This window comes from Nocardioides euryhalodurans (assembly GCF_004564375.1).
Classification (GTDB): Bacteria; Actinomycetota; Actinomycetes; order Propionibacteriales; family Nocardioidaceae; genus Nocardioides; species Nocardioides euryhalodurans.
This window is the reverse complement of the sequence record NZ_CP038267.1, coordinates 11569-36775: the sequence shown is the minus strand read 5'-3', so window position 1 is coordinate 36775 and position 25207 is coordinate 11569. Positions and strand designations below refer to the sequence as shown.

Annotated in this window: 23 protein-coding genes; 3 read left to right on the top strand and 20 right to left on the bottom strand. The window is 72.8% G+C overall.

Annotation, left to right across the window (positions count from 1 at the left end):
* Positions 1–146: 146 nt before the first annotated feature.
* The 20 genes from EXE57_RS00170 to mraZ all read right to left on the bottom strand — a co-directional run bounded on the left by EXE57_RS00170 (position 147) and on the right by mraZ (position 20145).
* Complete coding sequence (locus EXE57_RS00170) at positions 147–899, bottom strand: DivIVA domain-containing protein (protein ID WP_135072885.1); 753 nt, start codon at positions 897–899, stop codon at positions 147–149.
* Positions 900–1009: 110 nt separating this feature from the next.
* On the bottom strand, positions 1010–1297 hold the full coding sequence (locus EXE57_RS00165; RefSeq protein WP_244247112.1) for a YggT family protein: 288 nt from the start codon (positions 1295–1297) through the stop codon (positions 1010–1012).
* Positions 1298–1313: 16 nt separating this feature from the next.
* On the bottom strand, positions 1314–1808 hold the full coding sequence (locus tag EXE57_RS00160) for a cell division protein SepF (protein WP_135072881.1): 495 nt from the start codon (positions 1806–1808) through the stop codon (positions 1314–1316).
* Between the two features lie 58 nt (positions 1809–1866).
* Positions 1867–2565 carry a YggS family pyridoxal phosphate-dependent enzyme gene (locus EXE57_RS00155; RefSeq protein ID WP_135072879.1) on the bottom strand — a complete coding sequence of 233 codons (699 nt, stop codon included), beginning with the start codon at positions 2563–2565 and terminating at the stop codon, positions 1867–1869.
* Positions 2562–3251, bottom strand: coding sequence for a peptidoglycan editing factor PgeF (pgeF, locus tag EXE57_RS00150; RefSeq protein ID WP_135072877.1), 690 nt, complete (start codon positions 3249–3251; stop codon positions 2562–2564). Before pgeF ends, EXE57_RS00155 begins: the two co-directional genes overlap by 4 nt.
* Complete coding sequence (ftsZ, locus tag EXE57_RS00145) at positions 3248–4477, bottom strand: cell division protein FtsZ (RefSeq protein WP_135072875.1); 1230 nt, start codon at positions 4475–4477, stop codon at positions 3248–3250. Before ftsZ ends, pgeF begins: the two co-directional genes overlap by 4 nt.
* 208 nt (positions 4478–4685) lie before the next feature.
* The gene (locus EXE57_RS00140; RefSeq protein WP_244246919.1) at positions 4686–5441 is read right to left on the bottom strand and encodes a cell division protein FtsQ/DivIB; all 756 of its coding nucleotides are present in this window, start codon (positions 5439–5441) and stop codon (positions 4686–4688) included.
* A complete protein-coding gene (gene murC / locus EXE57_RS00135; RefSeq protein ID WP_135072873.1) occupies positions 5434–6861 on the bottom strand; it encodes a UDP-N-acetylmuramate--L-alanine ligase in 1428 nt (475 codons plus the stop codon). The genes EXE57_RS00140 and murC overlap by 8 nt, the downstream gene beginning before the upstream one ends.
* On the bottom strand, positions 6858–7928 hold the full coding sequence (murG, locus tag EXE57_RS00130) for an undecaprenyldiphospho-muramoylpentapeptide beta-N-acetylglucosaminyltransferase (RefSeq protein ID WP_135072871.1): 1071 nt from the start codon (positions 7926–7928) through the stop codon (positions 6858–6860). Before murG ends, murC begins: the two co-directional genes overlap by 4 nt.
* Positions 7929–7941: 13 nt before the next feature.
* A complete protein-coding gene (gene ftsW, locus EXE57_RS00125) occupies positions 7942–9189 on the bottom strand; it encodes a putative lipid II flippase FtsW (protein WP_244246918.1) in 1248 nt (415 codons plus the stop codon).
* A 26-nt stretch (positions 9190–9215) separates the two neighbouring features.
* Entirely contained in the window at positions 9216–10688 is a 1473-nt protein-coding gene (murD, locus tag EXE57_RS00120; RefSeq protein ID WP_135072866.1) for a UDP-N-acetylmuramoyl-L-alanine--D-glutamate ligase, read from the bottom strand.
* A gap of 7 nt (positions 10689–10695) precedes the next feature.
* Positions 10696–11766, bottom strand: a complete 1071-nt coding sequence (gene mraY / locus EXE57_RS00115) for a phospho-N-acetylmuramoyl-pentapeptide-transferase (protein WP_135072864.1) — start codon at positions 11764–11766, stop codon at positions 10696–10698.
* 139 nt (positions 11767–11905) lie between these two features.
* A complete protein-coding gene (gene mraY, locus EXE57_RS00110; RefSeq protein WP_135072862.1) occupies positions 11906–13015 on the bottom strand; it encodes a phospho-N-acetylmuramoyl-pentapeptide-transferase in 1110 nt (369 codons plus the stop codon).
* Positions 13012–14406: a UDP-N-acetylmuramoyl-tripeptide--D-alanyl-D-alanine ligase gene (locus EXE57_RS00105; protein WP_135072860.1), complete on the bottom strand. Its 1395-nt coding sequence runs from the start codon at positions 14404–14406 to the stop codon at positions 13012–13014. The genes mraY (EXE57_RS00110) and EXE57_RS00105 overlap by 4 nt, the downstream gene beginning before the upstream one ends.
* Positions 14403–15947: a UDP-N-acetylmuramoyl-L-alanyl-D-glutamate--2,6-diaminopimelate ligase gene (locus EXE57_RS00100; protein WP_482805350.1), complete on the bottom strand. Its 1545-nt coding sequence runs from the start codon at positions 15945–15947 to the stop codon at positions 14403–14405. Before EXE57_RS00100 ends, EXE57_RS00105 begins: the two co-directional genes overlap by 4 nt.
* A gap of 26 nt (positions 15948–15973) precedes the next feature.
* On the bottom strand, positions 15974–17743 hold the full coding sequence (locus EXE57_RS00095; protein WP_244246917.1) for a peptidoglycan D,D-transpeptidase FtsI family protein: 1770 nt from the start codon (positions 17741–17743) through the stop codon (positions 15974–15976).
* A gap of 15 nt (positions 17744–17758) precedes the next feature.
* Positions 17759–18310 carry a cell division protein FtsL gene (gene ftsL / locus EXE57_RS00090; protein WP_135072858.1) on the bottom strand — a complete coding sequence of 184 codons (552 nt, stop codon included), beginning with the start codon at positions 18308–18310 and terminating at the stop codon, positions 17759–17761.
* Between the two features lie 67 nt (positions 18311–18377).
* Positions 18378–19334, bottom strand: coding sequence for a 16S rRNA (cytosine(1402)-N(4))-methyltransferase RsmH (rsmH, locus tag EXE57_RS00085; RefSeq protein ID WP_135072856.1), 957 nt, complete (start codon positions 19332–19334; stop codon positions 18378–18380).
* 2 nt (positions 19335–19336) lie between these two features.
* Positions 19337–19504: a hypothetical protein gene (locus EXE57_RS19525; RefSeq protein WP_167305760.1), complete on the bottom strand. Its 168-nt coding sequence runs from the start codon at positions 19502–19504 to the stop codon at positions 19337–19339.
* Between the two features lie 212 nt (positions 19505–19716).
* On the bottom strand, positions 19717–20145 hold the full coding sequence (mraZ, locus tag EXE57_RS00080) for a division/cell wall cluster transcriptional repressor MraZ (RefSeq protein ID WP_135072854.1): 429 nt from the start codon (positions 20143–20145) through the stop codon (positions 19717–19719).
* 383 nt (positions 20146–20528) lie between these two features.
* Here mraZ and EXE57_RS00075 point away from each other — a divergent pair, with 383 nt between their 5' ends.
* From EXE57_RS00075 to EXE57_RS00065, 3 genes are read left to right on the top strand one after another with little or no spacing between them, the layout of a single operon-like run.
* Entirely contained in the window at positions 20529–21521 is a 993-nt protein-coding gene (locus EXE57_RS00075) for an AAA family ATPase (protein ID WP_135072852.1), read from the top strand.
* A gap of 24 nt (positions 21522–21545) precedes the next feature.
* Positions 21546–22817 carry a DUF58 domain-containing protein gene (locus EXE57_RS00070; RefSeq protein ID WP_135072850.1) on the top strand — a complete coding sequence of 424 codons (1272 nt, stop codon included), beginning with the start codon at positions 21546–21548 and terminating at the stop codon, positions 22815–22817.
* Positions 22814–25195 carry a transglutaminase TgpA family protein gene (locus EXE57_RS00065; protein ID WP_135072848.1) on the top strand — a complete coding sequence of 794 codons (2382 nt, stop codon included), beginning with the start codon at positions 22814–22816 and terminating at the stop codon, positions 25193–25195. The genes EXE57_RS00070 and EXE57_RS00065 overlap by 4 nt, the downstream gene beginning before the upstream one ends.
* The last annotated feature ends 12 nt before the right edge of the window (positions 25196–25207 follow it).

Sequence of the window (25207 nt, the reverse complement as noted above, 5' to 3'; positions counted from 1 at the left end):
GTGGCGGCCGCCACCGTGTCGGCGGAAGGCTAGCCCGCGCCGGGGGTCCCTTCAAGCAACGGCGCGCCCCTCGGGACGCAGAACGGCCCGATCCACCCCTGCGGGTGAACCGGGCCGAACCGGTGGAACGTGGTTGGAACCGGGCCTCAGCCCTCGTCCTCGCCCAGGATCGAGCGGAGCCGCTTGGGAGCCGGCTCGCCCTGCGATCCCGCGGGAGCGTTGTCCGCGGGACCCTCGAGCGCCTCCAGCTGCTGGCTGAAGTACGACTTGAGGCGGGCGCGGTACTCGCGCTCGAACGAGCGGAGGTTCTCGACCTCGCTGTTGAGCTTGTCGCGCTCGGTCTCGAGCTCACCGAACATCTGCTGGCGACGGTCGGCGGTCTCGCTGTCGAGCAGCTCCGCCCGGCGTCGGGCGTCGGCCTCGAGCCGGTCGGAGCGTCCCTTGGCCTCGGCGTCGAGGCGCTCGGCCTTGGTGCGGGCCTCCCCGACGATCCGGTCGGCCTCGTCCTTGGCCTCGTTGACCAGCTCGTCGGCGTTGCGCGTGGCGATCTCGAGCAGCCGCGCAGCAGCGTTGGACGCCTGCGGGACGGTCTCGACCTTCAGCGTCTCCACCGAGGAGGACGCAGCGGCCGCGACCGGCTCCGGCTGGCGCACCGGCTCCGGCTCGGGCTCGGGCTTCTTCTCCACGGGAGCCGGCTCGGCCGGCTTCTCGAAGGCCACCGGAGCGCCGGACTGGGCCGCCGAGAGCTTGGACCGCAGGTCGTCGTTCTCCTGGGTCAGCCGCGCGAGCTCGGCCTCGACCTCGTCGAGGAACTGGTCGACCTCCCCCATGTCGTAGCCCTCACGGAGGCGGACGGGAGTAAAGCGCTTGTTGCTCACGTCCTCAGGCGTCAGCGGCATGACCTCACCCATTCATTCGTCGGCATTGAAAAGTCTGTCGAAGCGACACAATAGCGCCTGTGGATCGGGCCGGGACCGCACTGGCCCCAACTGCACCCGTTCCTCAGGAGTCACAAGTTGAACACACGCGACACCACGGTCAGCAGCAGGTAGGCAGCGACCAGCACGATGATGAAGCTCAGGTCGAGCGCCACCGATCCCAGACGGATCGGCGGGATGACGCGACGCAGCGCCTTGATCGGCGGATCCGTCACCGAGTAGACGACCTCGAGCACGACCAGCAGCGGCCCCGAGGGCGACCAGGAGCGCGCGAAGACCTGCACCCAGTCCACGACGAAGCGGATCCAGAGCAGCGCGATGAAGGCCCAGAGCAGACCATGGAGGATCTGCCCGACCACGTTCAAGAGAAGGCCCTCAGCTCTGGTTGAAGAAGCCACCCTCGGCGAGGCGCTGCTTGTCCTCGGCCGCGACGGTCACGTTGGGGGGCGAGAGCAGGAAGACCTTGTTCGTCACACGCTCGATGCTGCCACGCGACGCAAACACCAGGCCGGCCGCGAAGTCGACGAGGCGCTTGGCGTCGGTGTCGTCCATCTCGGAGAGGTTCATGATCACCGGCGTCCCCTCGCGGAAGTTCTCGCCGATGGTGCGCGCCTCGTTGTAGGTGCGCGGGTGCAACGTGGTGATGCGTGACATCTCGGCAACGACTCCGGTCGGGCCCGAGGCCGGACGGCGGCGCTCGGAGAGGTCGGACACAGGGGCAGGGTGGGACTCCCGGGGCTGGGGGGTACGGCCGCCGGCGACGGCCGGCGTGTCGGCCGTCTCGTAGTCGCCGTCGTACTGGTCGTCGTACCGGCCGGTGTCCTCGAGCAGGCCGAGGTACTCGCCGATCCTGCGCATCGCGCCGCTCATGACGTCTTCTTCCTCCGGTGTCCCGGCGTCACGAGGACGCCTGTTGGTGGTGTTGACACTACTTGTCCTGCGGCCGTGGACCGAGGATTGCGGAGCCGACGCGCACGTGTGTCGCACCGGCCCGGACGGCCTCCTCGAGGTCGCCGGACATGCCGGCCGAGAGCACGGTGGCACCCGGGTGGGAGGCGGTGAACTCCCCACGGATCGAGGCGAGCCGCGCGAACGCCTCCGCGGGGTCCTCCCCCAACGGCGCGACGGCCATCAGGCCGCGCAATCGGAGCGAGCCGGCCTCCTCCACGGCCTCGGCGAGCTCGTCGAGGGATGCGGGGTCGGCGCCGGCCCGACCCGCCGCCTCGGGCGGGTCGAGGCTGACCTGCAGCAGCACGTCGACGTCGCGGCCCCGCTCGTGGGCGCCGCGCTGCAGACCGTTGACGAGCTTGCGCCGGTCGACCGACTCGACGACGTCGGCGTAGGAGGCCACGGCGGCGGCCTTGTTGCTCTGGAGACCGCCGATGAAGTGCCAGGTCAGGCCCAGGTCGGCACACTCGGCGGCCTTGTCGACCGCCTCCTGGTGACGGTTCTCACCGACGTCGCGCACCCCCAGGTCGGCCAGCAGCCGGACGTCGGAGGCGGGGAAGAACTTGGTGACGACGACGAGGGTGACGTCGTCGGGATCGCGTCCGGACTCCCGGCACGCGCTCGCGATCCGGCCCCGGACGCGCTCCAGTCCGGCGGCGACCTCCTCGGCACGGCTCATCGCGGGCTCATCCAGACGACTCCGGCGAAGCGGGTGGCAGCGTCGCCGTCACGGCGGTACGACGGCCAGTCGGCGTCCTCGCGGGTGCAGACCCGCACCTCGTGCACCGTTGCCACTCCTGCGGCGGCCAGCTGGGCCCGCACCCCGGCACCGAGGTCGAGCGCCGGGGTGCCCCAGCTGGTGGTGGACCGTGCCTCGGGGACGAGCGCGGCGACCTCGTCACGCAGGGCCTCCGGCACCTCGTAGCAGGCGCCGCACACGTGGGGACCCACCCAGGCCACGACCTGCTCCGCCCCGAGCCTGCGCATCCGGCGCAGGGTGGCCGGGACCACGCCCGCCGCCAGGCCGGGCCGTCCGGAGTGGACCGCGGCCACCACACCGGCAGCGGGGTCGGCCAGCAGCACCGGCACGCAGTCGGCGGCCCGCGCCAGCAGCGCGAGGCCCGGCCGCGTGGTCACGAGCGCGTCGCACGTCGGCGCGGCGGCAGCGTCCTCGACGACCTCGACGTCGGCGCCGTGGACCTGGCGCATGACCACCGGCTCGGCTCCCGTCGCGGCCGAGACGGCCGCGAGTGCGCGGGACCGGACCTCGGCGTCCGCGCGGTCGCCGAGGTCGAGGGTGGAGCCGGTGAAGGCGACCTCGATCACGAGGTCGCCTTCGAGCCGGTCGCGGAGCAGCAGCGTCACTTCAGGAAGTCGGGCACGTCCAGGTCGTCGTCGTCGAACTGGACCTGTCGCGGCTGCGGCTTCGGGGTGGCCGGCTGCGCCTGCTGCGGCGCGGGCCGGGTGGACTGCTGCGGGGCCGGGGCCTGCTGCGCCTGCTGGGGAGCGGGCTGCTGGGCCGGGGCCTGCTGCGTGGACTGCGGGCGGGACGAGCCGGCCAGCGCCTGCGCGGCAGCCCGGGTCTCGGACTGCGACTGCTGGGCCTGCGGACGCAGCACGGTGCCCTCGTTGCGGCGCTTGGGCATGCCGCCGTCGAAGCCGGCCGCGATCACGGTCACCCGGACCTCGTCGCCGAGCGCGTCGTCGATGGTGGCGCCGAAGATGATGTTGGCCTCGTTGTGGGCCGACTCGGACACCAGCGCGGCAGCCTCGTTGATCTCGAACAGACCGAGGTCCGAGCCGCCGGCGATGGAGAGCAGCACCCCGTGGGCGCCCTCGATGCTGGCCTCGAGCAGCGGCGAGGAGACGGCCATCTCCGCGGCCGCGACCGCGCGGTCCTCGCCACGGGCCGAGCCGATGCCCATCAGGGCGGAGCCGGCGTTGGCCATCACGGACTTCACGTCGGCGAAGTCGAGGTTGATCAGGCCCGGCGTGGTGATCAGGTCGGTGATGCCGGAGACGCCCTGCAGCAGCACCTGGTCGGCCTGCTTGAAGGCGTCGAGCACCGAGACGTTGCGGTCGCTGATCGAGAGCAGCCGGTCGTTCGGGATGACGATGAGGGTGTCGACCTCCTCGCGGAGCTGCGCGATCCCCTCCTCGGCGGAGTTGGCACGGCGACGCCCCTCGAAGGCGAACGGCCGGGTCACGACACCGATCGTGAGCGCACCGAGCGAGCGCGCGATCCGCGCGACCACGGGAGCACCGCCGGTGCCGGTCCCGCCACCCTCGCCGGCGGTCACGAACACCATGTCGGCGCCCTTGATGACCTCTTCGATCTCGTCGGCGTGGTCCTCGGCGGCCCGTGCCCCGACCTCGGGGTTGGCGCCGGCGCCGAGGCCGCGGGTGAGCTCGCGACCGATGTCGAGCTTGACGTCGGCATCGCTCATGAGGAGGGCCTGGGCGTCGGTGTTGATCGCGATGAACTCCACACCCTTGAGCCCGACCTCGATCATGCGGTTGACGGCGTTGACGCCGCCGCCGCCGATGCCCACGACCTTGATGATCGCCAGGTAGTTCTGTGCTGCTGCCATGGCTGCTGGGCCTCTCCCTGCTAGTGCCTGTGCTGATGCTGGTCCGGTCCGGCTCGGCCGGCGAACTGTAACCCTGAACCTGAGGGTTATAGTTATGTCAACCTCGCGTTGGAGAAGAACCTAGGCAGCGGCACCGTGCCGGACCGAGAGACACGCCGCGCGACGTGACGATTTCCGAGAAGTTCCCGGCGGGCCGACCCGGGGCCAGTCAGGGACGGACGGCAGGCTGGCCCGGGACGCTGACGTCGTACGTCGATCCCTCCTGCGGCAGCAGCGCGTCGAGGACCTCGGCCTTGAGGTCGGACTCGTCGGCACTCCCCCAGATGACGGTCCGGCCGTCGCGGAGCTCCAGCGAGATCTGGTCGACCGTGGCGACCTCGACGTGGTCGACCTTGTCGGCGATGTCGCCGGGCAGGGCCGAGATCACGCCGGCCGCCTCCTGGAGGGCGTCACGGCCGGTGTCGGCCGGGGTCTCCACGCGGGGCAGCCCGTCGGGGGCGGTGCGGTAGTCACGGAAGACCACCCCCTCCACGTCGAGCCCCCGCAGCCGCCCGCCGATCTCCACGACGGCCACGGGCGTGCGCTCCACGACGTCGATGGTCACGGTGTCGGGCCAGTGGCGGGTGACCTGCGCGCTGCGCACGTCGGCGAGGGCCTGCACCCGCGCCTGCACCGCAGTGAGGTCGACGCTCGCGAGCGCCTCGCCCTCGGGGACCGCTGCCACGGCCCGGACCTGGTCGGCGCCGAGCGTCCCGGCCCCGGAGACCTCCACCTGCTTGACGGCGAGCACCGAGGAGAACCACAGCAGCCAGGCGCCGCCGGCGACCAGCGCGACGAGGAGCAGCCCCGCGAGCACGTACTTCCAGGTGAGCCAGCGACGCGCCCACTGCCGACGCGCGAAGGCGCGCCTGCTGCGCAGCGTGGCGGCGTCGGGCACCGGGCGCTCCCGGAGCTTGCTAGGCAACGGTCCCCCCGAGGAGCGAGAGCACCTGCGGACCGAGCTCCGTGACGTCTCCGGCCCCCAGCGTGAGCACCAGGTCACCGGGCTCCGCGAGGTCGACGAGCAGCTGCGGCACGGAGTCCCGGTCCTCGACGTAGTGGACCAGCCCGTCCGGCAGCGGGACCGCTTCGGCGACCAGCCGGCCGGTGACTGCCGCGTCGGCGTCCTCGCGGGCGAGGTAGACGTCGAGCACGACGACCTCGTCGGCAGCTGCGAGCGCCTGCCCCATCTCGACGCCGAAGATCCGCGTGCGGGAGACCAGGTGCGGCTGGTAGGCCACGACCAGCCGCCCCTCCCCCGCGACGGCCCGGGCGGCCTGCAGGTCGCCGGCGATCTCGCGAGGGTGGTGGGCATAGCTGTCGTAGACGCGCACGCCGGCCGCCTCGCCCTTGCGCTCCATCCGGCGCTTGGTGCCGGAGAACGACTCCAGGCCGCGGCGCAGGTCCTCGAAGCCGTACCCCAGCCGCAGCCCGACGACCAGCGCCGCGGCGGCGTCGAGGACGTAGTGCCGTCCGGGGATCTGCAGGATGACCCGGCCCAGGCCGGTCTCGCCGTCGGCGACGGTGAAGGCGGACGTGGTGCCGTCGAAGACCAGGTCGGTGACGTGGACGTCGGCCCCCTCGGACTCGCCCACCCCGACGACCTCGAGGCCGCGGTCGCGCGCCACCCGCGCCAGGTCGGCCGCCCCGGGGTCGTCGACGCAGCAGACCAGGAAGCCGGCGGGGTCGATCCGGTCGAGGAACTCCACGAACGCGGCGCGGTAGGCCTCCTCGGTGCCCCACTGGTCGAGGTGGTCGGCCGCGACGTTGGTGACCAGCGCCGCGTGGGGCCGGTAGACGAGGAAGGCGCCGTCGCTCTCGTCCGCCTCGGCGACGAACAGGTCGCCGTCACCCGCCTGCGCGTTGTGGCCGGTCGCCGACAGCACGCCCCCGACGGCGTACGTCGGGTCGGCACCCGCCTCGAGCAGCGCCATCGTCAGCAGCGAGGTCGTGGTGGTCTTGCCGTGGGTGCCGGCGACGGCGAGCACCCGCGACCCGTCCATGACGGCCGCCAGCCCGGCGGAGCGGGGCAGCACCCGCAGCCCGCGCCGCTGGGCCTCCAGCACCTCGGGGTTGTCCTCGCGGGCGGCCGTGGTCACCACGACGGTGTCGCCCTCGCCCAGGTGAGCGAGGTGGGCGGCGTCGTAGCCGAGGTGGCAGGTGACGCCCAGATCGCGGAGCGACGGCAGGAACGGGGTGTCGTGGTCGTCGCTGCCGGTGACGGGCACGCCGCGGGCCGCCATGATCCTGGCGATCGCCGACAGGGCGGCGCCGCCGATGCCGATGAAGTGGACGCGGCCCAGCCGGTCGGCCGGCAGCAGCTCGTCGGGGACGGGGATCCTCACCGGGCAACCTCCGCGACGATCCGGGCGAGCTGGTCGTCGGCGTCGCGCGGGATGAGCGCCGCCGCGGCCGCGCCCATCGTCGCGAGCCGGTCACGGTCCGCAGCGAGCCCGGGCAGCGTGCCGCGCACCCACTCGGGCGTGAGCGCGCCGTCGGCGACGAGCAGTCCCCCGCCGGCGTCGACGACCGGTCGGGCGTTGTGCTCCTGCTCGCCGTTGCCGATCGGGAGGGGGACGAAGACGGCCGGCAGGCCCACGGCGGCGGCCTCGGTGACGCTCGAGGCGCCGGCCCGGCACAGGACGAGGTCGGCCGCGGCGTAGGCGAGGTCCATCCGGTCCACGAAGGGCACGGTGACGTAGGGGACGCCGGTCGCGGCGGGGTCGGCCTCGCCCTGCGGCCCGACCACGTGGAGCACCTGCACGCCCGCGTCGCCCAGCGCCCCGGCGGCGGCGGAGACCACCTGGTTGAGCCGGCGGGCGCCCTGCGAGCCGCCGGTCACCAGCAGCGTGGGGCGGTCGGCGTCGAGCCCGAAGTGGGCCCGCGCCTCCTCGCGCAGCGCCGCCCGGTCCAGGGTCGAGATCATCCGGCGGATCGGCAGGCCGACGTACTCGGCGTGCGGGAGGGGCGTCGACGGGAAGCTCACGGCGACCCGGCGGGCGACCCGGGCACCGGCCTTGTTGGCCAGGCCGGGCAGTGCGTTCTGCTCGTGGACGACCAGCGGGAGCTTGCGGCGGCGGGCCGCGAGGTAGGCCGGCATCGAGACGTAGCCTCCGTACCCGACCACCACGTCGGGGCGGACCCGGTCGAGCACGTCGTACGTCGCCCTGACGGCACCGCGCAGCCGCGCCGGGACCTTGAGCAGGTCGGCACCGGGCTTGCGGGGCAGCGGCACCGGCGGGATCAGCTCCAGGGGGTAGCCCGCCTCGGGCACGACCCGGTTCTCGAGGCCGCGGGGCGTGCCGAGACAGGTGATCTCGACGTCCGGGTCGAGCCGGCGCAGGGCGTCGGCGGTGGCGATCAGGGGCGAGGTGTGGCCGGCGGTACCACCGCCGGCGAGCAGGACGCGCATGATGCGGCTCAGCCTAGAGTCCGCGGCGGCCGACCGAGCCGGCGGCCAGCCCTGCGGAGCGCTGCCGACGGCGCTGCGCGAGCGCCTGGGCGGCCTCCGGCTCACGGCGCGCGAACCCGATCAGGAGCCCGAGCGCGACCAGCGTCGGGAGCAGGGCGGAGCCGCCGTACGAGATCAGCGGCAGCGGGATGCCGATGACCGGCAGCAGCGCGAGGACCATGCCGACGTTGACGATCATCTGGCCGAGCAGCCAGGCGACGATGCCGAAGGACATGTAGCGGACGAAGGGGTCGTCGGTGTGGGTGGCGACGCGGATCGCGGCGTAGGCCAGGGTCAGGAACAGCGAGATGACGAGCAGCGTGCCGACCAGGCCGAGCTCCTCCCCGAGCACCGCGAAGATGAAGTCGGTGTGGGCCTCGGGCAGGTCGCCCCACTTCTGCTGGCTGGCCCCGATCCCCTCGCCGAACCAGCCGCCCGACGACAGCGCGAAGAGTCCGTGGGCCGGCTGCCAGCCCGCGTCGTGGTAGTCCTTGAACGGATCGACGAAGTTGGTGAGCCGCTCGCGGCGCTCGGAGCTGGTCGTGGCCAGCCACACCGCCACCACGCCGATCACCGACAGCGCGAGGGTGAAGAGCCGCGCCGGGGCGCCGACCACCCACAGCAGCGCCAGCAGGATCGCGAAGAGCACGAGCGCGGTGCCGAGGTCGCGTCCGACGATGACCAGCAACGTGATGCCGAGCAGGACCGGCACCACCGGCACCATCACCTGGTGGAGGCTGCCGAGGCGTCGCTCCTTCTGGGCGTAGACGTGGGCCGCCCAGAGCACGATCGCGAGCTTGGCGATCTCGGAGGGCTGGATCTGGATCGGGCCGAAGGCGAGCCAGTTGCGGTTGCCGTTGACGAGCACGCCGAACCTGGCGGTCAGGGCCAGCAGCACCACCGCGACGGTGATCGCGAGCCACGAGATCTGGCGGATCGCCTGGTAGGGCAGCCGCGAGGCCACCCAGGCGCACGGGATGCCGATCGCCACCCACATCAGCTGCCGCTTGACGATGGCGTACGAGTCGCCGTCGTGCTGCTCGAAGGAGTAGACGCTCGAGGCGGACAGCACCATGATCAGCCCGACCGTGAGCAGCATCGCCGAGGCGCCGAGCAGCAGGTAGTAGGAGGTGAGCGGCCGGTCGAGGGCGTCGCGGAGCGCGGCGAACCAGGAGGGACCCCTGCGGGTGCGCTCGGCCCGGTCGGGGGTGGCGGTCGTCACGGTGGCGGTCGCCCTCCCCTCAGCTGTCATCCTCGGCCGGTGCTGCGCCTCACCTCGGCGGCGAAGGCATCGCCGCGAGCGGCGTAGTCGCTGAACATGTCCATGGACGCGCATCCCGGCGCCAGCAGCACCGTGTCACCGGTGCGGGCCAGCTCGTTGGCTGCCGCCACGACCCGCGCCATCGGGCCATGCTCGGGATCAGTGTCGCCCTCCCCCACGACGATGACGGGCACATCGGGCGCGTGTCGCGAAAGGGCCTCCGCGATGACGTGGCGGTCGCGGCCGAGGAGCACCACCCCGCGCAGCCGGGACCGGACCGCCTGCACGAGGTCGTCGAACCGTGCGCCCTTGGCGAGTCCGCCGGCGATCCACACCACCGGGTCGTACGCCGCCAGCGACGACTGCGCCGCGTGGGGGTTGGTGGCCTTGGAGTCGTCGATCCAGGTGATGCCGTCGGCCTCCGCGACGGTCGCGATCCGGTGGCCGTCCGGGCGGAAGCCGGACAGCCCGGCGCGGACCGCGGCCTGGGACACCCCGTGGGCGCGTGCGAGCGCGGCGGCGGCGAGGGCGTTGGCGATGTAGTGGGGGGCGGAGGAGGCCAGGTCGCCGACCGTGCAGAGCTCGGCGGCACTCGAGTGACGCTCCTCGACGAAGGCGCGGTCGGCGAGGATGTCGTCGACGAGGCCGACCATCCCGACCGACGGCATCCCGAGCGTGAACCCGATCGCCCGGGCCCCTTCCTGAACGTCGGCCTCGCGGACCAGCTCCTCGGTCGCCGGGTCGGCCGCGTTGTAGACGCAGGCCCGCTCGACGGAGCGGTAGATGCGCCCCTTGTCGGCGGTGTAGTCGGCCATGCCGGAGGGGCCGGAGTACCAGTCGAGGTGGTCCTCGGCGATGTTGAGCACGGCAGCGGACTCGCAGGCCACCGAGTGGGTGTAGTGGAGCTGGAAGCTGGAGAGCTCGACGGCGAAGACGTCGTACGGGTCGGGGTCCATGACCGCCTCGACGACCGGCCGTCCGACGTTGCCGACGGCGGCGCTGCGGAGGCCGGCGGCGGTCAGGATGGCGTGGAGCATCTGCACGGTCGTGGTCTTGCCGTTGGTGCCGGTGACCGCCAGCCACGGGGCGGGGTGCTCGGGGTCGCGCAGCCGCCAGGCCAGCTCCACCTCGCCCCAGACCGGGACGCCACGCGCCTCGGCCTGCCGCAGCAGCGGGTGGTCCGGGCGCCAGCCGGGGCTGACCACCAGCAGGTCGGTGCCCTCGGGGAGCGTTGCCGTGCTGCCCTCCCCCAGGCGTACGTCGGCGCCGAGCACCTCGAGCAGCTGACCCTGCTCGGCCTTGGCGGCGGTCGTCGTGTCGTCGAGCGCGGTCACCCGGGCCCCGAGGTGGGTCAGGTTGTCGGCGGCGGCGAAGCCGGTCACGCCGAAGCCGGCGACGGTGGCGTGGACCGGCGACCAGTCACTGGTGCGGCCGTGCGTGGAGAGGTCGAGGGGGCTCATCGTGCGGTCAGTATCCCGCGACCCACTCGGCGTAGAAGATGCCGAGGCCGGTGGCCACGGTGAGGCCGGTGATGATCCAGAACCGGATCACCACGGTCACCTGCTCCCAGCCGAGCATCTCGAAGTGGTGGTGGAGCGGGGCCATCCGGAAGATCCGTCGCCCCTTGGTGAGGCGGAAGAACCCGACCTGCATCATCACCGACAGCGTCTCGACCACGAAGAGTCCGCCGAGGATGACCATCAGGAACTCGGTGCGGGTCAGCACCGCGAAGCCCGCGAGCGCACCGCCCAGCGCCAGGGAGCCGGTGTCGCCCATGAAGATGGCGGCGGGCGCGGCGTTCCACCACAGGAACCCGAAGCAGGCACCGGTGATGGCGGCCGCGATGACGGCGAGGTCGAGCGGGTCGCGCACCTCGTAGCAGGTGCGGCCGCCGGTGATCGCGCACGACTGGTTGTTCTGCCAGATGTTCACGAACGTGTAGGCACCGAAGACCATCACCGACGCGCCGGTCGCGAGACCGTCCAGGCCGTCGGTGAGGTTCACGGCGTTGCTCGTACCGGCGACGATCAGCCAGATCAGCAGCACCACGACCACCGCCGGGAGCGTGAACGCCTCGATGTCCCGGAGGAAGGAGATGTGGAGGCTGGCCGGCGTCTGCCCCCGGTCGTCCTCCAGCGCCGGTAGCAGCGCCACGATGCCGAAGGTCACCGCGACGAGCGTCAGCCCGATCATCTTCGCCTTGCTCCGCAACCCCAGGCTGCGCTGCTTGGCGACCTTGATGAAGTCGTCGAGGAAACCCACCAGCCCGCACCCGACGAAGAGGAAGATGAGCAGCAGTGCCGACGCCGAGGGCAGGTCCAGGGTGATCAGCTTGGCCGCGAAGTAGCCGAACACCGAGGCCAGGACGATGACGACGCCGCCCATGGTGGGCGTCCCCCGCTTGGTGTGGTGGGTCGTCGGACCGTCGTCACGGATCTCCTGGCCGTAGCCGAGCTTCGTGAAGCCCGTGATCGCCACCCGGGTGCCGAGCAGCGCGATCAGGAGGGACAGGCCTCCTGCGAGCAGGATCGCTCTCACCGGTACGGCCCTCCTTCCTCGTCCAGCAGTCCGTCGGCCACGTGCACCGGGGCGGCACCCCGGGAGGCCTCGACCAGGACGACGTCCCCGGCCGCGACATTCTTGCGCACCCGGGTCGGCGCCTGGTCACGCCCCGCCGTCAGGACCCCACGACCCACTCGGCGTAGAAGATGCCGAGGCCGGTGGCCACGCAGAGCCCGGCGATGATCCAGAACCGGATCGCGACCGTGACCTCGGCCCACCCGAGCTGCTCGAAGTGGTGGTGCAGCGGGGCGATCCGGAACACCCGGTGGCCGGGCCCGACCCGGAACACCCGGCGGAAGAGCCCGGAGCCGCGGCTGGCCTTGAAGACGACGACCTGGATGACCACCGACAGCGTGATCACCACGAACAGCCCACCGAGCACCAGCAGCAGCAGCTCGGTGCGGGTCAGGATGGCGAAGCCGGCGAGCGCGCCGCCGAGGGCCAGCGAGCCGGTGTCGCCCATGATGATCTCGGCAGGCGAGGCGTTCCACCACAGGAACCCGAAGCACGCCCCGGTGAGGGCGGCCGCGATCACGGCGAGGTCCAGCGGGTCACGGACGTCGTAGCAGGTGCGCCCGCCGGTGAGGTCGCACGCCTGGTTGTTCTGCCAGATGGTGACCAGCGTGTAGGCCGCGAAGACCATCATCGAGGCACCGGTGGCGAGCCCGTCCAGGCCGTCGGACAGGTTGACCGCGTTGCTGGAGCCGGTGATGACCAGCCAGAAGAGCACCACCGCCAGCGCGGCCGGGAGCGTGAGCCACTCGACGTCGCGGATGAACGAGACCGCGGTGCTCGCCGGGGTCAGCCCGTTGTCGTCCTCGAGCGCCGGCAGCAGCGAGACCACGCCGAAGACGAGGGCGACGAGGGTCAGGCCGACCATCTTCGCCTTGCTGCGCAGGCCCAGGCTGCGCCGCTTCGCGACCTTGATGTAGTCGTCGAGGAACCCGACCAGCCCGCAGCCCACGAGCAAGAACAGCAGCAGCAGCGCGGACGCCGAAGGGGCCTCGAGGGTCACGAGCTTGGCCAGCAGGTAGCCGAGCACCGCCGCCGCGATGATGACCACCCCGCCCATCGTCGGGGTGCCGCGCTTGCTGTGGTGGGTCGTGGGCCCGTCGTCACGGACCTCCTGGCCCAGGCCGAGCCGGGTGAAGGCCCGGATCGCCACACGTGTGCCGAACAGCGAGAACAGCAGCGCCAGTCCTCCCCCGAGGAGGATCGCCCTCACGTCGTCGGACCCTCGCCGATGCCGCTCAGGCGGTCGCCCAGCCAGCGCAGCCCGGCGTCGCGGCTGGACTTCAGCAGCACCGTGTCGCCGGGTCGCAGCATCGACTCCAGCTGCTCGTAGGCGGCGTCGGTGTCACCGGCCCAGTGCGCCTCGCCCGCGGCGTGTGCCTCGAAGCCGGCGACCACGTCGTGCGCCAGGTCGCCCACCCCGAGGACCACGTCGACGCCGAGCTGTGCCGCCACCGCGCCGATCGAGCGATGCTGCTCGGCCGAGGCGTCGCCGAGCTCCAGCATGCCGCCGAGCACCGCGACCCGGCGTCCCGCCACCTCCATGTCGGCCAGCGCCCGCAGCGCTGCCCGGACCGAGTCGGGGTTGGCGTTGTAGGCGTCGTTCACGACGGTGACCCCGTCGGCCCGCTCGGTGACCTCCATCCGCCAGCGGCTGGCAGGTCCGGCCGTCGCCAGCACCTCGACGGCCCGTTCGAGGGGCACGCCCACCTCCGTCGCGGCGGCGAGCACCGACAGGGAGTTGCCGACCTGGTGTCGCCCCGGCTGGGCGAGGGTCACCTCGACGTCGGGACGCCCCCGCCGCACGAGCACGTAGGACGCGCGTCCTCGCGCGTCGAGGTGCACGTCCACCGCCCGGAGGTCTGCGTCCTCGTGCTCGCCCACCGTCAGGACGCGGCACGACAGGCCCTCCGCCATGGCCGCGACCCGGGCGTCGTCCCGGTTGAGGACCGCCAGCCCGTCGGGCGGGAGGGAGCGGGGCAGCTCGGACTTCGCCAGCGCGATGTTGTCCACCGAGCCGAACTCGCCCACGTGGGCCAGTCCGACGTTGAGGACGATCGCCACCTGCGGCGGGGCGATCCCGGTGAGGTAGGAGATGTGCCCGATCCCGCGGGCACCCATCTCCGCCACGAGGTAGCGGGTGGCCTCGTCGATCCGGCAGACCGTCAGGGGTACGCCGATCTCACCGTTGAGGGAGTTGACCGGGGCGATCGTGGGGCCGCTGGTCGAGAGCACGGCGGCCAGCAGGTCCTTGACCGTGGTCTTGCCCGAGGAGCCGGTCACCCCGACGATCCTCAGCCCGGGTGCCCGGTCGACGACCGCCCGCGCCACCTTCCCGAAGGCCACCTGCACGTCCTCGACCACGAGTGTCGGCACGACGTCCACCGGCCGCTCGCCGAGCACGGCGACGGCGCCCGCGGCCGCGGCCCCGGGCGCGTAGTCGTGGCCGTCCGCGTGCTCCCCGCGGCGGGCGACGTAGAGACTGCCGGGCACGCACTCGCGCGAGTCGGTCGTGACGGTGGCGTCCACCACCGTGTCGGTGTCGCCGCCGACGAGACGGGCGCCCGTCACGGAGGCGAGCTCGCCCAGGGTCGTCCGGATCACGGCAGGTCCTCCTCCTCGGCGCGCGCGCCGAGCTCCTCGCGCACGACCTCGCGGTCGTCGAACGGGTGGACGACGTCGCCCACCTCCTGGCCGCTCTCGTGTCCCTTGCCGGCGACGAGCACGACGTCGCCCGTCCCCGCGCGCCCCACGGCCTCCCGGATCGCGAGCCGGCGGTCACCGACCTCGAGCACCTCGGCCGCCGTGCCCTCGGTGCCGGCCAGGATCGCGGCGCGGATCGACGCGGCGTCCTCGCTGCGGGGGTTGTCGTCGGTGACGACGAGCACGTCGGAGAGCCGGCCGGCGATCTCACCCATCAGCGGCCGCTTTCCCGGGTCACGGTCTCCCCCCGCGCCGATGACGACGATCAGGCGACCCTCCGTCAGCGGTCGGAGGGTGCGAAGGGCCGACTCGACGGCGTCCGGCTTGTGCGCGTAGTCGACGACGACGGCGAAGTCCTGACCGGCCTCCACGCGTTCGAGCCGCCCCGGGACGCCACCACCGGCGGCGATGCCCGCGGCGACCGCGGCGGCGTCCCACCCGGCCTCGGCGGAGGAGGCGATCGCCGCCAGGGCGTTGGAGACGTTGAAGTCGCCCGGCAGCGGCACGCTGGCCTCGAGGACCAGGCCGCCGGGGCCGCGCACGGTGAAGCGGCTGCCCGTCGCGGCGAGCTCGACGTCGGTCGCGCGCCAGTCGGCGTCGGCCCCCTCCGAGGAGTAGGTGCGCACCGGGATGGTCGCCAGCTCCAGCAGCAGCCGGCCGTGCTCGTCATCGACGTTGACAAGCCCCCGGCGAGCCCGTGCCGGGGTGAAGAGCGTGGCCTTGGCGGCGAAGTAGTCGTCGAGGTCCCGGTGGAAGTCGAGGTGGTCGCGCCCGAGGTTGGTGAAGACCGCGACGTCGAAGAGGACCCCGTCCACGCGTCCCATGACCAGGGCGTGGCTGGAGACCTCCATCGCGCACCCGGTCACGCCCCGCTCGCGCATCATCGCGAACAGTCCGTGCAGGTCCGGGGCCTCCGGGGTGGTCAGCGAGGTGCGGACGTCCTCGCCGTCGACCCGGGTGCCGACGGTGCCGATCACCGCGACGTGCTCCCCCGCGGCCTGGAGGCCGCCCTCGGCGAGCCGGGTCGTCGTGGTCTTGCCCTGGGTACCGGTCACGCCGACCAGCCGCAGCGAGGCCGCGGGGTCGCCGTACAGCCAGCCGGCGAGCCGGCCGAGCACGGCTCGTGGCCGGTCGATGACGAGCAGGGGTACGCCGGGGTCCTCGGCCGCCCCGGCCTCGTCGGTCAGGACGGCGGCGGCTCCGGCGGCGACCGCGTCGGCCGCGAAGCGGATGCCGTGGGCGCGGCTGCCCGGGAGGGCGGCGTACACGTCACCGGGCCGGATGCGCTGGGAGCTCAGCGAGATGCCGGTGACCTCGCCGTCGAGGGTCCCGGGGTCCCGGAAACCGTCGGCGTGGCGCGCCAGCCAGCCGGCCAGGTCGACCAGCGGGGTGGCTCGGGGCCGGCTCGGGCGCGTCCGCGCGAGGATGTCGTCACTCACCACGTGGGGAGGCTATCGGTGCTCCCGGGTCACCACTCGAGGGGCAGCCGGGACGGCTCGGTGCCGGTCGGCGGAACCGCGTAGCGGCGCAGCGCGTAGCTCATGATCTTGGAGAACGCCGGGCCGCCGACCGAGCCGCCACCGCCGCCGTTGGTGGGGTCCTGGACCACCACGTAGATGGTGAACCGCGGGTCGTCGGCCGGCGCGAAGCCCGCGAACGAGACGGTGAACGTGCCGTCGTAGCAGCCGCACTCGGCACCCACCCGCTGGGCGGTGCCGGTCTTGCCCGCGACGCGGTAGCCGGGGACGGCGGCACCGGGAGCCGTGCCCTCCTCGGGGTCGACCACACGCTCCATCATCATCGCGGTCTGGCGCGCGGCCTTCTCGCTGACGACGCGGCGGGTGGTCGTGTGGTCGGTGCCGACCCGGACGCCGTCCTCGGTCGTCGCGCTGCCCGCGACGACCGACGGGTCGACCCGGACCCCGTCGTTGGCGATCGTGTTGACGGCCGCGGTCATCTGGACGGCGTTGACCGACAGCGACTGCCCGAAGGCGACGCGGTCCTGGGTGAGCCGGTCCCACACGCTGGGAGCCGGGAGGATGCCGGGCTCCTCGCCGCGGATGCCGATCGCCGTGGGCGTCCCGAGGCCGAAGCGGGTGAGGTAGCGCCGCAGCTCCCCCTTGCCGAACTCGTCGGCGGCACGGACGGTGCCGATGTTGGAGGACTTGGCGATCACGCCCGCGAGGGTCAGCCGGAGCTCCTCGTGGGGGAACCAGTCGTTGATGACGCGTCCGTCCCGGGCGAGCTCCGAGGGGACCTTGAGCCGGGTCCGCGGGGTCACCTTGCCCGCGTCGATCAGGCCGGCCACGGTCAGCACCTTCTCGACCGAGCCCGGCTCGTAGATGGTGCTGATCGCCCGGGAGCCGAGGTCCTCCTTGGGGGCGACCAGCGGGTTGCTGGCGTCGTACGTCGGGTGGTCGGCCAGGGCGAGCAGCTCGCCGGTCCGGGTGTCCATGACGACCGCCATGCCGGACTCGCCGCCGGAGTCCTCGACGGCCTGGCGCAGCACGCGCTGGGTGTAGAACTGCAGGTCCATGTCGATCGTGGTCCGCAGGTCCTGCCCGTCGACCGGCCGGACGAGGGTGTTCTCCCCCAGCGGGATCCGGTTGCCGTCGCCCACCTGGTAGCGGGCCGAGCCGTCGGTGCCGGCCAGCATGTCGTCGAAGGTCCGCTCGAAGCCGGCCAGCGGCTCGTCGGTGCCCATGAAGCCGACGAGGTTGGCGGCGATGTCGTCGGCCGGGTAGTCACGCACGGGGTCGCGTCGGGTGCTGAGGCCCTGGTAGCCGAGCTCGGCCGCCTCCTCCAGCACCTTGGCGGCCTGGGTCGACGGCACCCGCCGCGCGAGGTACTCGAAGCGGCTGCCCTCCTCGCGGAGCCTCGGCAGGACGTCGAAGTAGTCGACCTCCAGCCGGTTGGCGAGGAACTTCGCGATCTCGGGTGCCTGTCCCTCCGTCAGCAGCGGGTCGGCCACGACCGTCACGCCCTCGATGGAGCGGGCGAGCAGCTCGCCGTTGCGGTCCAGGATGTCGCCGCGCGCCGCGGGGAGCACGGCCTCGACGGTGCCCTCGGCGGCCGCCATCTCGGCGTACGCCTTGGGGTCGAGGCCCTGCAGCTGCACCAGCCGGGCGCCGAAGACCGACAGCACCATCGCGATGATGATGAAGCCGAGGCGCAGCCGGAACAGCGGCGAGCCGCGCAGGCTGCCGCGGGGACGACGGGGACGGAGGGTCGCGGGCACCGGTGGCACTCCCTGTCAGTCGCGGGCTCGGTCGGAGGAGCGCTCGCCGCGGTCGCCGCCGGTCTGGGCCGGGGTCCCGGTCGGGAACACCTGCTGCACGATCGGGTCGGGGTTGAGCACGGCCGGCTTGACGGGCAGCCTCGGCTGCAGCCGCAGGCCGTCGACCGGCGTGGCAGGCGCGGCCTCACCGAGCACCTTGCCGGACTCGAGCTCGAGGTAGGCCGGGCTGTGCGAGGGGACCATGCCCATCGCCTGCGCCTGCTCCGCGACCCGCTGGGGGTTGCGCAGCACGTCGAGCTCCATCTCGAGGGTCTGCTCGCGGGCGGTCAGGGTCGCCGCCTGCTCCTCGAGCGCCGTCGTCGCGAACGCGGCCTGCTGCATCGAGGTGTTGAACAGCAGCAGCCCGATCACGCCTCCGAGCATCATCAGCGTCACCAGGGCGACGAAGGGCACGCGGGCCGCCTTGGTACGGCGCCGCGGCACCACCCGCAGGCGCGCTCGTTCCACCGCCGCCTCGGCGATGCGCGGCATGCGCGAGCGGAGCTGGACGGCCGGGCTGGTGCTCATTCGGGGCACCCGCGGAATCGCGAGATGGAGGAGCGGAGCAGGGGGAGCTCGCGATTCCGTGGGGCATTCATGAAGCGACTCCTCTGACTCGTTCGATCGCCCGCAGCCGCACGGACGCGGCTCGGGGGTTCTCCTCGATCTCGTGCGCGTCGGCCTTCTCCGCACCCCTGGTCACCAGGCGGAGGGCGGGCTCGTGGCCCTCCGGCACGAAGGGCAGGTCCGGCGGGACGTCGCTGGCCGTGGCCCTGGTGAAGGTCTGCTTGACCAGCCGGTCCTCTAGCGAGTGGTAGGACTCCACGACGACGCGGCCGCCGACGCTGATCGCGTCGACCGCGGCGGGCAGCGCCCGCCGGAGCACCGCCAGCTCGTCGTTGACCTCCATCCGGAGCGCCTGGAACGTGCGCTTGGCCGGGTGCCCGCCCGTACGCCGGGCAGGTGCGGGGATCGAGGCGTACAGCAGCTCCACCAGCCGGCCGGATGTGGTGAAGGGGGCCGTGGCCCGCTCACGGACGACGGCACCGGCGATCCGGCGCGCGAACTTCTCCTCGCCGTACTCACGCAGGATGCGGGTCAGCTCGGCCTCGCTGTAGGTGTTGAGCACGTCGGCGGCAGTCGGGCCGGTGGTGCCGTCCATCCGCATGTCGAGCGGCGCGTCCTCGCGGTAGGCGAAGCCCCGCTCGGTCACGTCGAGCTGCATCGAGGAGACGCCGAGGTCGAACAGCACCGCGTCGACCGCGTCGAGGCCTTGCTCCTGCAGCACCTCGGGGATCTCGTCGTAGACGGCGTGGACCGCGACGAAGCGGTCGCCGAAGGGAGCCAGCCGCTCGGAGGCGAGGGCGAGGGCGTCGGGATCGCGGTCGACGCCGATCACCCGGGCCAGCTCGCACCGACGCAGGACGGCCTCGGTGTGGCCGCCGAGGCCCAGGGTGGCGTCGACCATGACCGCTCCCTCGTGGTCGAGGGCGGGCGCGAGGAGGGCGACGACCCGGTCCAGGAGGACCGGGACGTGGGAGGGGCTGCTCACGGTCAGCCCTGCTGGCCCAGGGTGGAGAGGAGCAGCAGGCAGCCCGCCAGGGTGGTCGACGTGATCGCCGAGAAGGCCATCAGCCCGAGGGCCTCACGTGCGAGGTGTCGCACGCGCGGCGCGGTCCGGGTGCCGGCGGTGCCGGCGTCGGTGGCGCACGTGTTGCTCATGGTCTCGACCCCAAGGTGGAAGCTGTCGGTGGTGCCCGGGTGGTGCTGGGTGGTGATCGCCCGGCCAGGTCCCAGCCCGCTCCCGGTGAATGGTGGGAAGGCGACGTCTGGTGCCGGGGAAGGTGCCCCAGAAGTCGCTCGGGAGCGGGCTCGAGACCTCGCCGTGCGATCCGTTGTGCAGTTGTGGTGGTGCCTGGTCCTCCGGGTGGCGATCAGGTCGCCGGGAAGACCTCGTCGCTGAGGTCGGAGAACGCCTGCTCGCGGGCGTCGGTGTACTCCTGCCACCGAGCGGCGTCCCAGATCTCGAGCCGGTTCCCCACGCCGATCACGATCACGTCCTTGGAGAGGGACGCGTACTCGCGCAGCATCGGCGGGATGGAGAGCCGGCCCTGCTTGTCGGGCTGGTCGTCGGACGCGCCGGCGAACAGGAGCCGCGTGTAGTCACGCACCGCCTTGTCCGTCACCGGAGCCTCCTGCGCCTGCCCTGCCAGCTGGCTGAAGGCACTCATCGGCCACACGGTCAGACAGCGTTCCTGTCCCCTCGTGACCACGAGCCCCTCCGACAGCTGGTCCCTGAACTTCGCCGGGAGGAAGAGCCGCCCCTTGTCATCGAGCTTGGGGGTGTAGGTGCCCATCAACATCGGGCACCTCCGCTCCCCGGGAGCCCCAACCGCGGGACTCTTCCTCCACTGCGCACCACTGTACGCCACAACGCTCCACCGTCAACCATCTTCGGGTGTTTTGCGCAGTCTTTGCCGTGCCACTCCCCCGTGCCTCGATCCCGCCTGCCAGGCGGGAGGTGGGCACAGGGAGCGTGGTGGAGCCGCTGGTGGGGCGTGGTGGAGCGTGGGGTGGAGGATGGTGGAGCACGTGGTGGGTGGTGGTGGAGGGCGGGGCATGACACCGCAGGGGCGGATCGCAACCAAACCGTGACAACCGACGCCCGGCGGCCCGCGGCCGCACGGCATAGGTTTTTCGCCACGCTCTACCGTGGGCGGACAGACGACTCCAGGAGGACACGAAGGTGGCGACCCATCAGGCGAGTGCGGCGGAGACCGCTACCGGGGCCGACCTCGACACCCTCGACGCCGTCGTACGACGCGTCCGGGCCAACATCGAGCGCGTCATCGAGGGCAAGCCGGACGTCGTCTCGGCCAGCCTGATCGTCCTCCTCGCGGAGGGGCACCTGCTGATCGAGGACGTGCCCGGGGTCGGCAAGACCCAGCTGGCCAAGGCGCTCGCCCGCAGCATCGACTGCTCGGTGCGCCGGATCCAGTTCACCCCCGACCTGCTGCCCTCCGACGTCACCGGAGTCTCGGTCTTCAACCAGAACACCCGGGAGTTCGAGTTCCGGCCCGGCGGGGTGTTCGCCAACATCGTCGTCGGCGACGAGATCAACCGCGCCTCCCCCAAGACCCAGTCGGCGCTCCTGGAGTGCATGGAGGAGCGGCAGGTCACCGTCGACAACACGACCTACCAGCTCGACGCCCCCTTCATGGTCATCGCGACGCAGAACCCGGTCGAGATGGAGGGCACCTACGCCCTGCCCGAGGCGCAGCGTGACCGGTTCATGGCGCGGGTCTCGATCGGCTACCCGGTGGAGACCGCCGAGATCGCGATGCTCGGCAGCCACACCCGCTCCAACCCGCTCGACGACCTCGAGCCGGTGACCGACGCGACCGAGGTCCGCAAGCTGGCCACCATCGTCGGCCAGGTCTACGTCTCCGACGCGGTGCAGCGCTACGCCGTCTCGATCAGCGACGCGACCCGGCGCTCCTCCGAGCTCACCCTCGGCGCCTCGCCCCGCGCCACCCTCCACCTCGTCCGCGCCGCCAAGGCACGCGCCGCGATGGCCCAGCGCGACTACGTCCTCCCGGACGACGTCCGCGGCCTGGCCCCGGCGGTGCTCGCCCACCGGCTGCTCCCGAGCGTCGAGGCCGCGATGAGCGGTCGCTCGACGACCGACATCCTGGCCGACGTCCTCGAGTCGGTCCCGGTCCTCAACAAGCAGGCCTGAGCCGGGCCGGCGGAGGGGAGCAGCGTGCGCGAGGCACTCTCCGGGCTGACCCTGCGCGGCCGCGCCTTCCTGGCTGCAGGGATCACCGCGGTCGTGTGCGCCGTCGTGATGGGGCAGGACCAGCTGATCCGGGTGGGTGTCCTCGTGGCCGCCCTCCCGCTCCTGGCTGCCCTGCTGATCGGCCGCAGCCGCTACCGGCTCGCGCTGGTGCGGACGGTCAATCCCCAGCTCGTCACCGCGGGCTCCCCGGCCCGCGTGACGCTCTCACTGAGCAACGAGGGCCGCAAGCCAAGTGGCCTGCTGATGCTGGAGGACCAGGTCCCGTACGTCCTCGGCACCCGCCACCGCTTCGTCCTCGAGGGCATCACCAACGGCTGGCACCGGCAGGTGACCTACCAGGTCCGGTCGGACGTCCGGGGACGCTTCGAGATCGGCCCGATGACCGTCCGCGTGAGCGACCCCTTCGGCCTGGTCGAGCTCGGCCGCTCGTTCCGGACCACCGTGCCGCTGACGGTGACGCCCCGCACCACTCCCCTCCCCCAGATCCCGCTGGGCGGCGCCTGGACCGGATCCGGTGACAACCGCCCCCGTGCCTTCGCGACCGGCAGCGCCGAGGACGTGACCGTCCGCGAGTACCGCCGCGGCGACGACCTGCGACGCGTCCACTGGCGCAGCTCGGCACGGACCGGGGAGCTGATGGTCCGCCGCGAGGAGCAGCCGTGGCAGTCGCGGGCCACCCTCTTCCTGGACAACCGTGCCGGCGCCCACCGGGGGCGCGGCGTCGCGTCCTCGCTGGAGGCCGCCGTCTCGGCGGCCGCCTCGATCGCGGTCCACCTGAGCCACCGGGGCTTCACCGTCCGCCTGGTGACCGCGGCCGGCGAGGACCCCGCCAGTGCCTGGCACTTCCGCGACGCCGAGCTCAACACCGGTCCGCTGCTCGAGGCGCTCGCGGTGGTCGAGGCGGTGCCGCGTCCGCGGCTGGAGACCAACTGGCTCGCCGACCCGACCCACGGTGGGCTGCTCGTGGCAGTGACGGGCAGCATCGACGACGTCGACGCCAAGCTCTTCAAGCGGATGCTCCACCACTCCACGAGCGCCCTCGCCGTGACCCTCGACGTCGACTCCTGGCTCGGCCAGGGAAGCCGCGGGTCGGCGGCCCAGGTGCTCGCAGGCCACGGCTGGCGGGCCGCCACGCTCGGCCCCCGCGACCGCCTCGACAACGTCTGGCAGGACCTCGGCCACGCCAGCGCCCAGGCGGCCCGGATCGGCGCCGTCGTCACGGAGATGGCGCGATGAGGTCGCGCCGGGCCGGCCTGCTCGAGCTGCTGCTGATGACGGTGGCGGCCACCGGCACCACCTGGCTGGCCACCCTCGCCTGGCGAGGCTTCACCCGCGATCCCGGCAGCTACCTCGTCCCGTTGCTCCTGGTCGCCCTGCTGGTCTCGGCCTCGGGGGCGGCGCTGCGCTGGCTGCGGGCACCGGTCCCCCTGATCGTGCTGGGTCAGGTCCTGGTCAGCGGGATGGGCGTCAGCGCGCTGCTGACCGGTTCGCTGCTGCCGTTCGGCGAGGCCGGCGTACGCCTGCTCTCGGAGATCTCGACGGCGGTCGACGGCGCCCAGCAGTACCGCGCGCCGGTGCCGGCCGAGGCCGCGATCGCCCCGCTGCTGATCCTCGGCGGCTGGGCCTGCATGCTGCTGGTCGACGTGTTCGCGAGCACGCTGCGGCGGGTCTCGCTCGCCGGGCTGCCGCTGCTGGCGATCTACAGCATCCCCGTCAGCATGCTCGGCGGCGGCGTGGCATGGTGGGCGTTCGCCCTCGCCTCCGGCGGCTTCCTCTTCATGCTCTACCTCCAGCACAGCGACGCCATCACCCGGTGGGGCCGGGCGCTCGAGGAACGCCACGGCACGTACGGCGGTCGCGCGCCGGCCGTCCGGGCGGGCGCCGCCGGAGTGGGTGCGGCGGCCCTCGGCCTCGCGGTCTTCATGCCGATCCTGATCCCGACGCTGTCGCTGAGCGTGTTCGGCTTCGGCCCCGGCGACGGGCCCGGATCCGGCATCGCGGTCGACAACCCCATGACCGACCTGCGTCGCGACCTGCTCCGCACCGAGGACGTCGACCTGCTGCGGGTGACGACCGACGACCCCGAGCCGGGCTACCTCCGCATCGCCGCGCTCAACCGGTTCAACGACAACGAGTGGAGCACCGGGGACCGCGACATCCCCCTCGACCAGCGCGCCGAGGGGGCGGTGCCCTCGCTCGCCGACGTCGACGCCGACATCGCCCGCACCGAGCGGACCTACGAGGTGACGGCACTCTCCGAGTTCGAGTCCCGCTGGCTGCCCACCCAGTACCCCGTCAACCGGATCTCGGCCGAGGGTGACTGGCGCTACGACACCACGACCTTCGACTTCCTGGCCTCCGACGAGGACGACCTCGACACCGCCGGACTCACCTACTCGTTCACCGAGGTCGAGCTGGACCTGCAGGCCGAGGAGCTCGCCGACGCACCGTCCGGGGCCGCCGACGTCGACAGCTCCTTCCGCGAGCTCCCCGACGACTTCCCGACGTTCGTCGACAACCTCGCCATCGAGGTCACGCGCGACTACTCCAGCCGTTACGAGAAGGCCGTCGCGCTCCAGGACTGGTTCCGCGAGGACGGCGGCTTCGAGTACTCCCTCGACAACGTGCAGCCCGGCAACGGGAGCGACCGCCTCGTGGAGTTCCTCACCGAGGGCGAGGGCGGCCGGACGGGCTACTGCGAGCAGTTCGCCTCGGCGATGGCCGCCATGGCCCGCTCGCTCGGCATCCCCGCCCGGGTCGCGGTGGGCTTCCTGACCCCCACCGCGGACGGACCGGGCTCGTTCGTCTACTCCTCCGACGACCTGCACGCCTGGCCCGAGCTGTACTTCAGCGGCGCCGGGTGGGTCCGCTTCGAGCCCACGCCCCCCGACCGGGCCAGCGGCGTCCCCTCCTACACCGCGCAGCAGCTGCCGCAGGCGCCCGAGATCGACCCCTCCGCCCAGCCCTCGGGCTCGGCCGCACCCTCGCAGAGCCAGGGCGCCGACCCCCGCCTCGACGAGGGCGCGCTCCCCGAGGACCAGTCCCCCACCGCCGGGCAGGGCTTCCCGCTGGCGCAGGTGCTCTGGAGCCTGGCCGGCGTGCTGCTCGTCGTGACGCTCGTGCTGCTCCCGCGGATCGTCCGGCAGCGGCAGGAGACCTCGCGCCTGACCGGGGAGCCGGAGCTGGCGTGGGCCGAGCTCCACGCGACCGCGATCGACCTCGGGGTCCCGTGGCCGGTGGACCGCTCCCCGCGGGAGACCCGCGACCTCCTCGTCCCACAGCTCGCCTCGACCGATCCCGAGGACGACGACCTCGTACGCCCGCGTCGCGGTGCCGAGGCCTCCCCCGAGGGGGTGGCGGCGCTCGACCGGCTGGTGCTCGCCCTCGAGCGGCTGCGCTACTCCCAGGGCGCCTGGTCCGGCGACGCGGACGTGGTGGTGGAGGACGCGCGCACGGTCGCGGCGGCCCTCGTCGCCGGGGCCACCCCGGGCACCCGCCGGCGGGCTCGCTGGTGGCCCTCGTCGGTGGTGCGCTGGCGGCGGCACCGCTGGACCGCACCCACGCAGGGCACGGTGCTGGTCAGGAGATCAGGGGTGGTCGACCACGTCGGGTGACCTGGGACGGGT

Excerpts from the sequence above, each read along its gene's own strand:
- EXE57_RS00170 (WP_135072885.1), bottom strand. The coding sequence starts at position 899 with ATGCCGCTGACGCCTGAGGACGTGAGCAACAAGCGCTTTACTCCCGTC.
- EXE57_RS00160 (WP_135072881.1), bottom strand. The coding sequence starts at position 1,808 with ATGAGCGGCGCGATGCGCAGGATCGGCGAGTACCTCGGCCTGCTCGAG.
- EXE57_RS00155 (WP_135072879.1), bottom strand. The coding sequence starts at position 2,565 with ATGAGCCGTGCCGAGGAGGTCGCCGCCGGACTGGAGCGCGTCCGGGGC.
- ftsZ (WP_135072875.1), bottom strand. The coding sequence starts at position 4,477 with ATGGCAGCAGCACAGAACTACCTGGCGATCATCAAGGTCGTGGGCATC.
- murG (WP_135072871.1), bottom strand. The coding sequence starts at position 7,928 with ATGCGCGTCCTGCTCGCCGGCGGTGGTACCGCCGGCCACACCTCGCCC.
- murD (WP_135072866.1), bottom strand. The coding sequence starts at position 10,688 with ATGAGCCCCCTCGACCTCTCCACGCACGGCCGCACCAGTGACTGGTCG.
- ftsL (WP_135072858.1), bottom strand. The coding sequence starts at position 18,310 with ATGAGCACCAGCCCGGCCGTCCAGCTCCGCTCGCGCATGCCGCGCATC.
- EXE57_RS19525 (WP_167305760.1), bottom strand. The coding sequence starts at position 19,504 with ATGAGCAACACGTGCGCCACCGACGCCGGCACCGCCGGCACCCGGACC.
- mraZ (WP_135072854.1), bottom strand. The coding sequence starts at position 20,145 with ATGTTGATGGGCACCTACACCCCCAAGCTCGATGACAAGGGGCGGCTC.
- EXE57_RS00065 (WP_135072848.1), top strand. The coding sequence starts at position 22,814 with ATGAGGTCGCGCCGGGCCGGCCTGCTCGAGCTGCTGCTGATGACGGTG.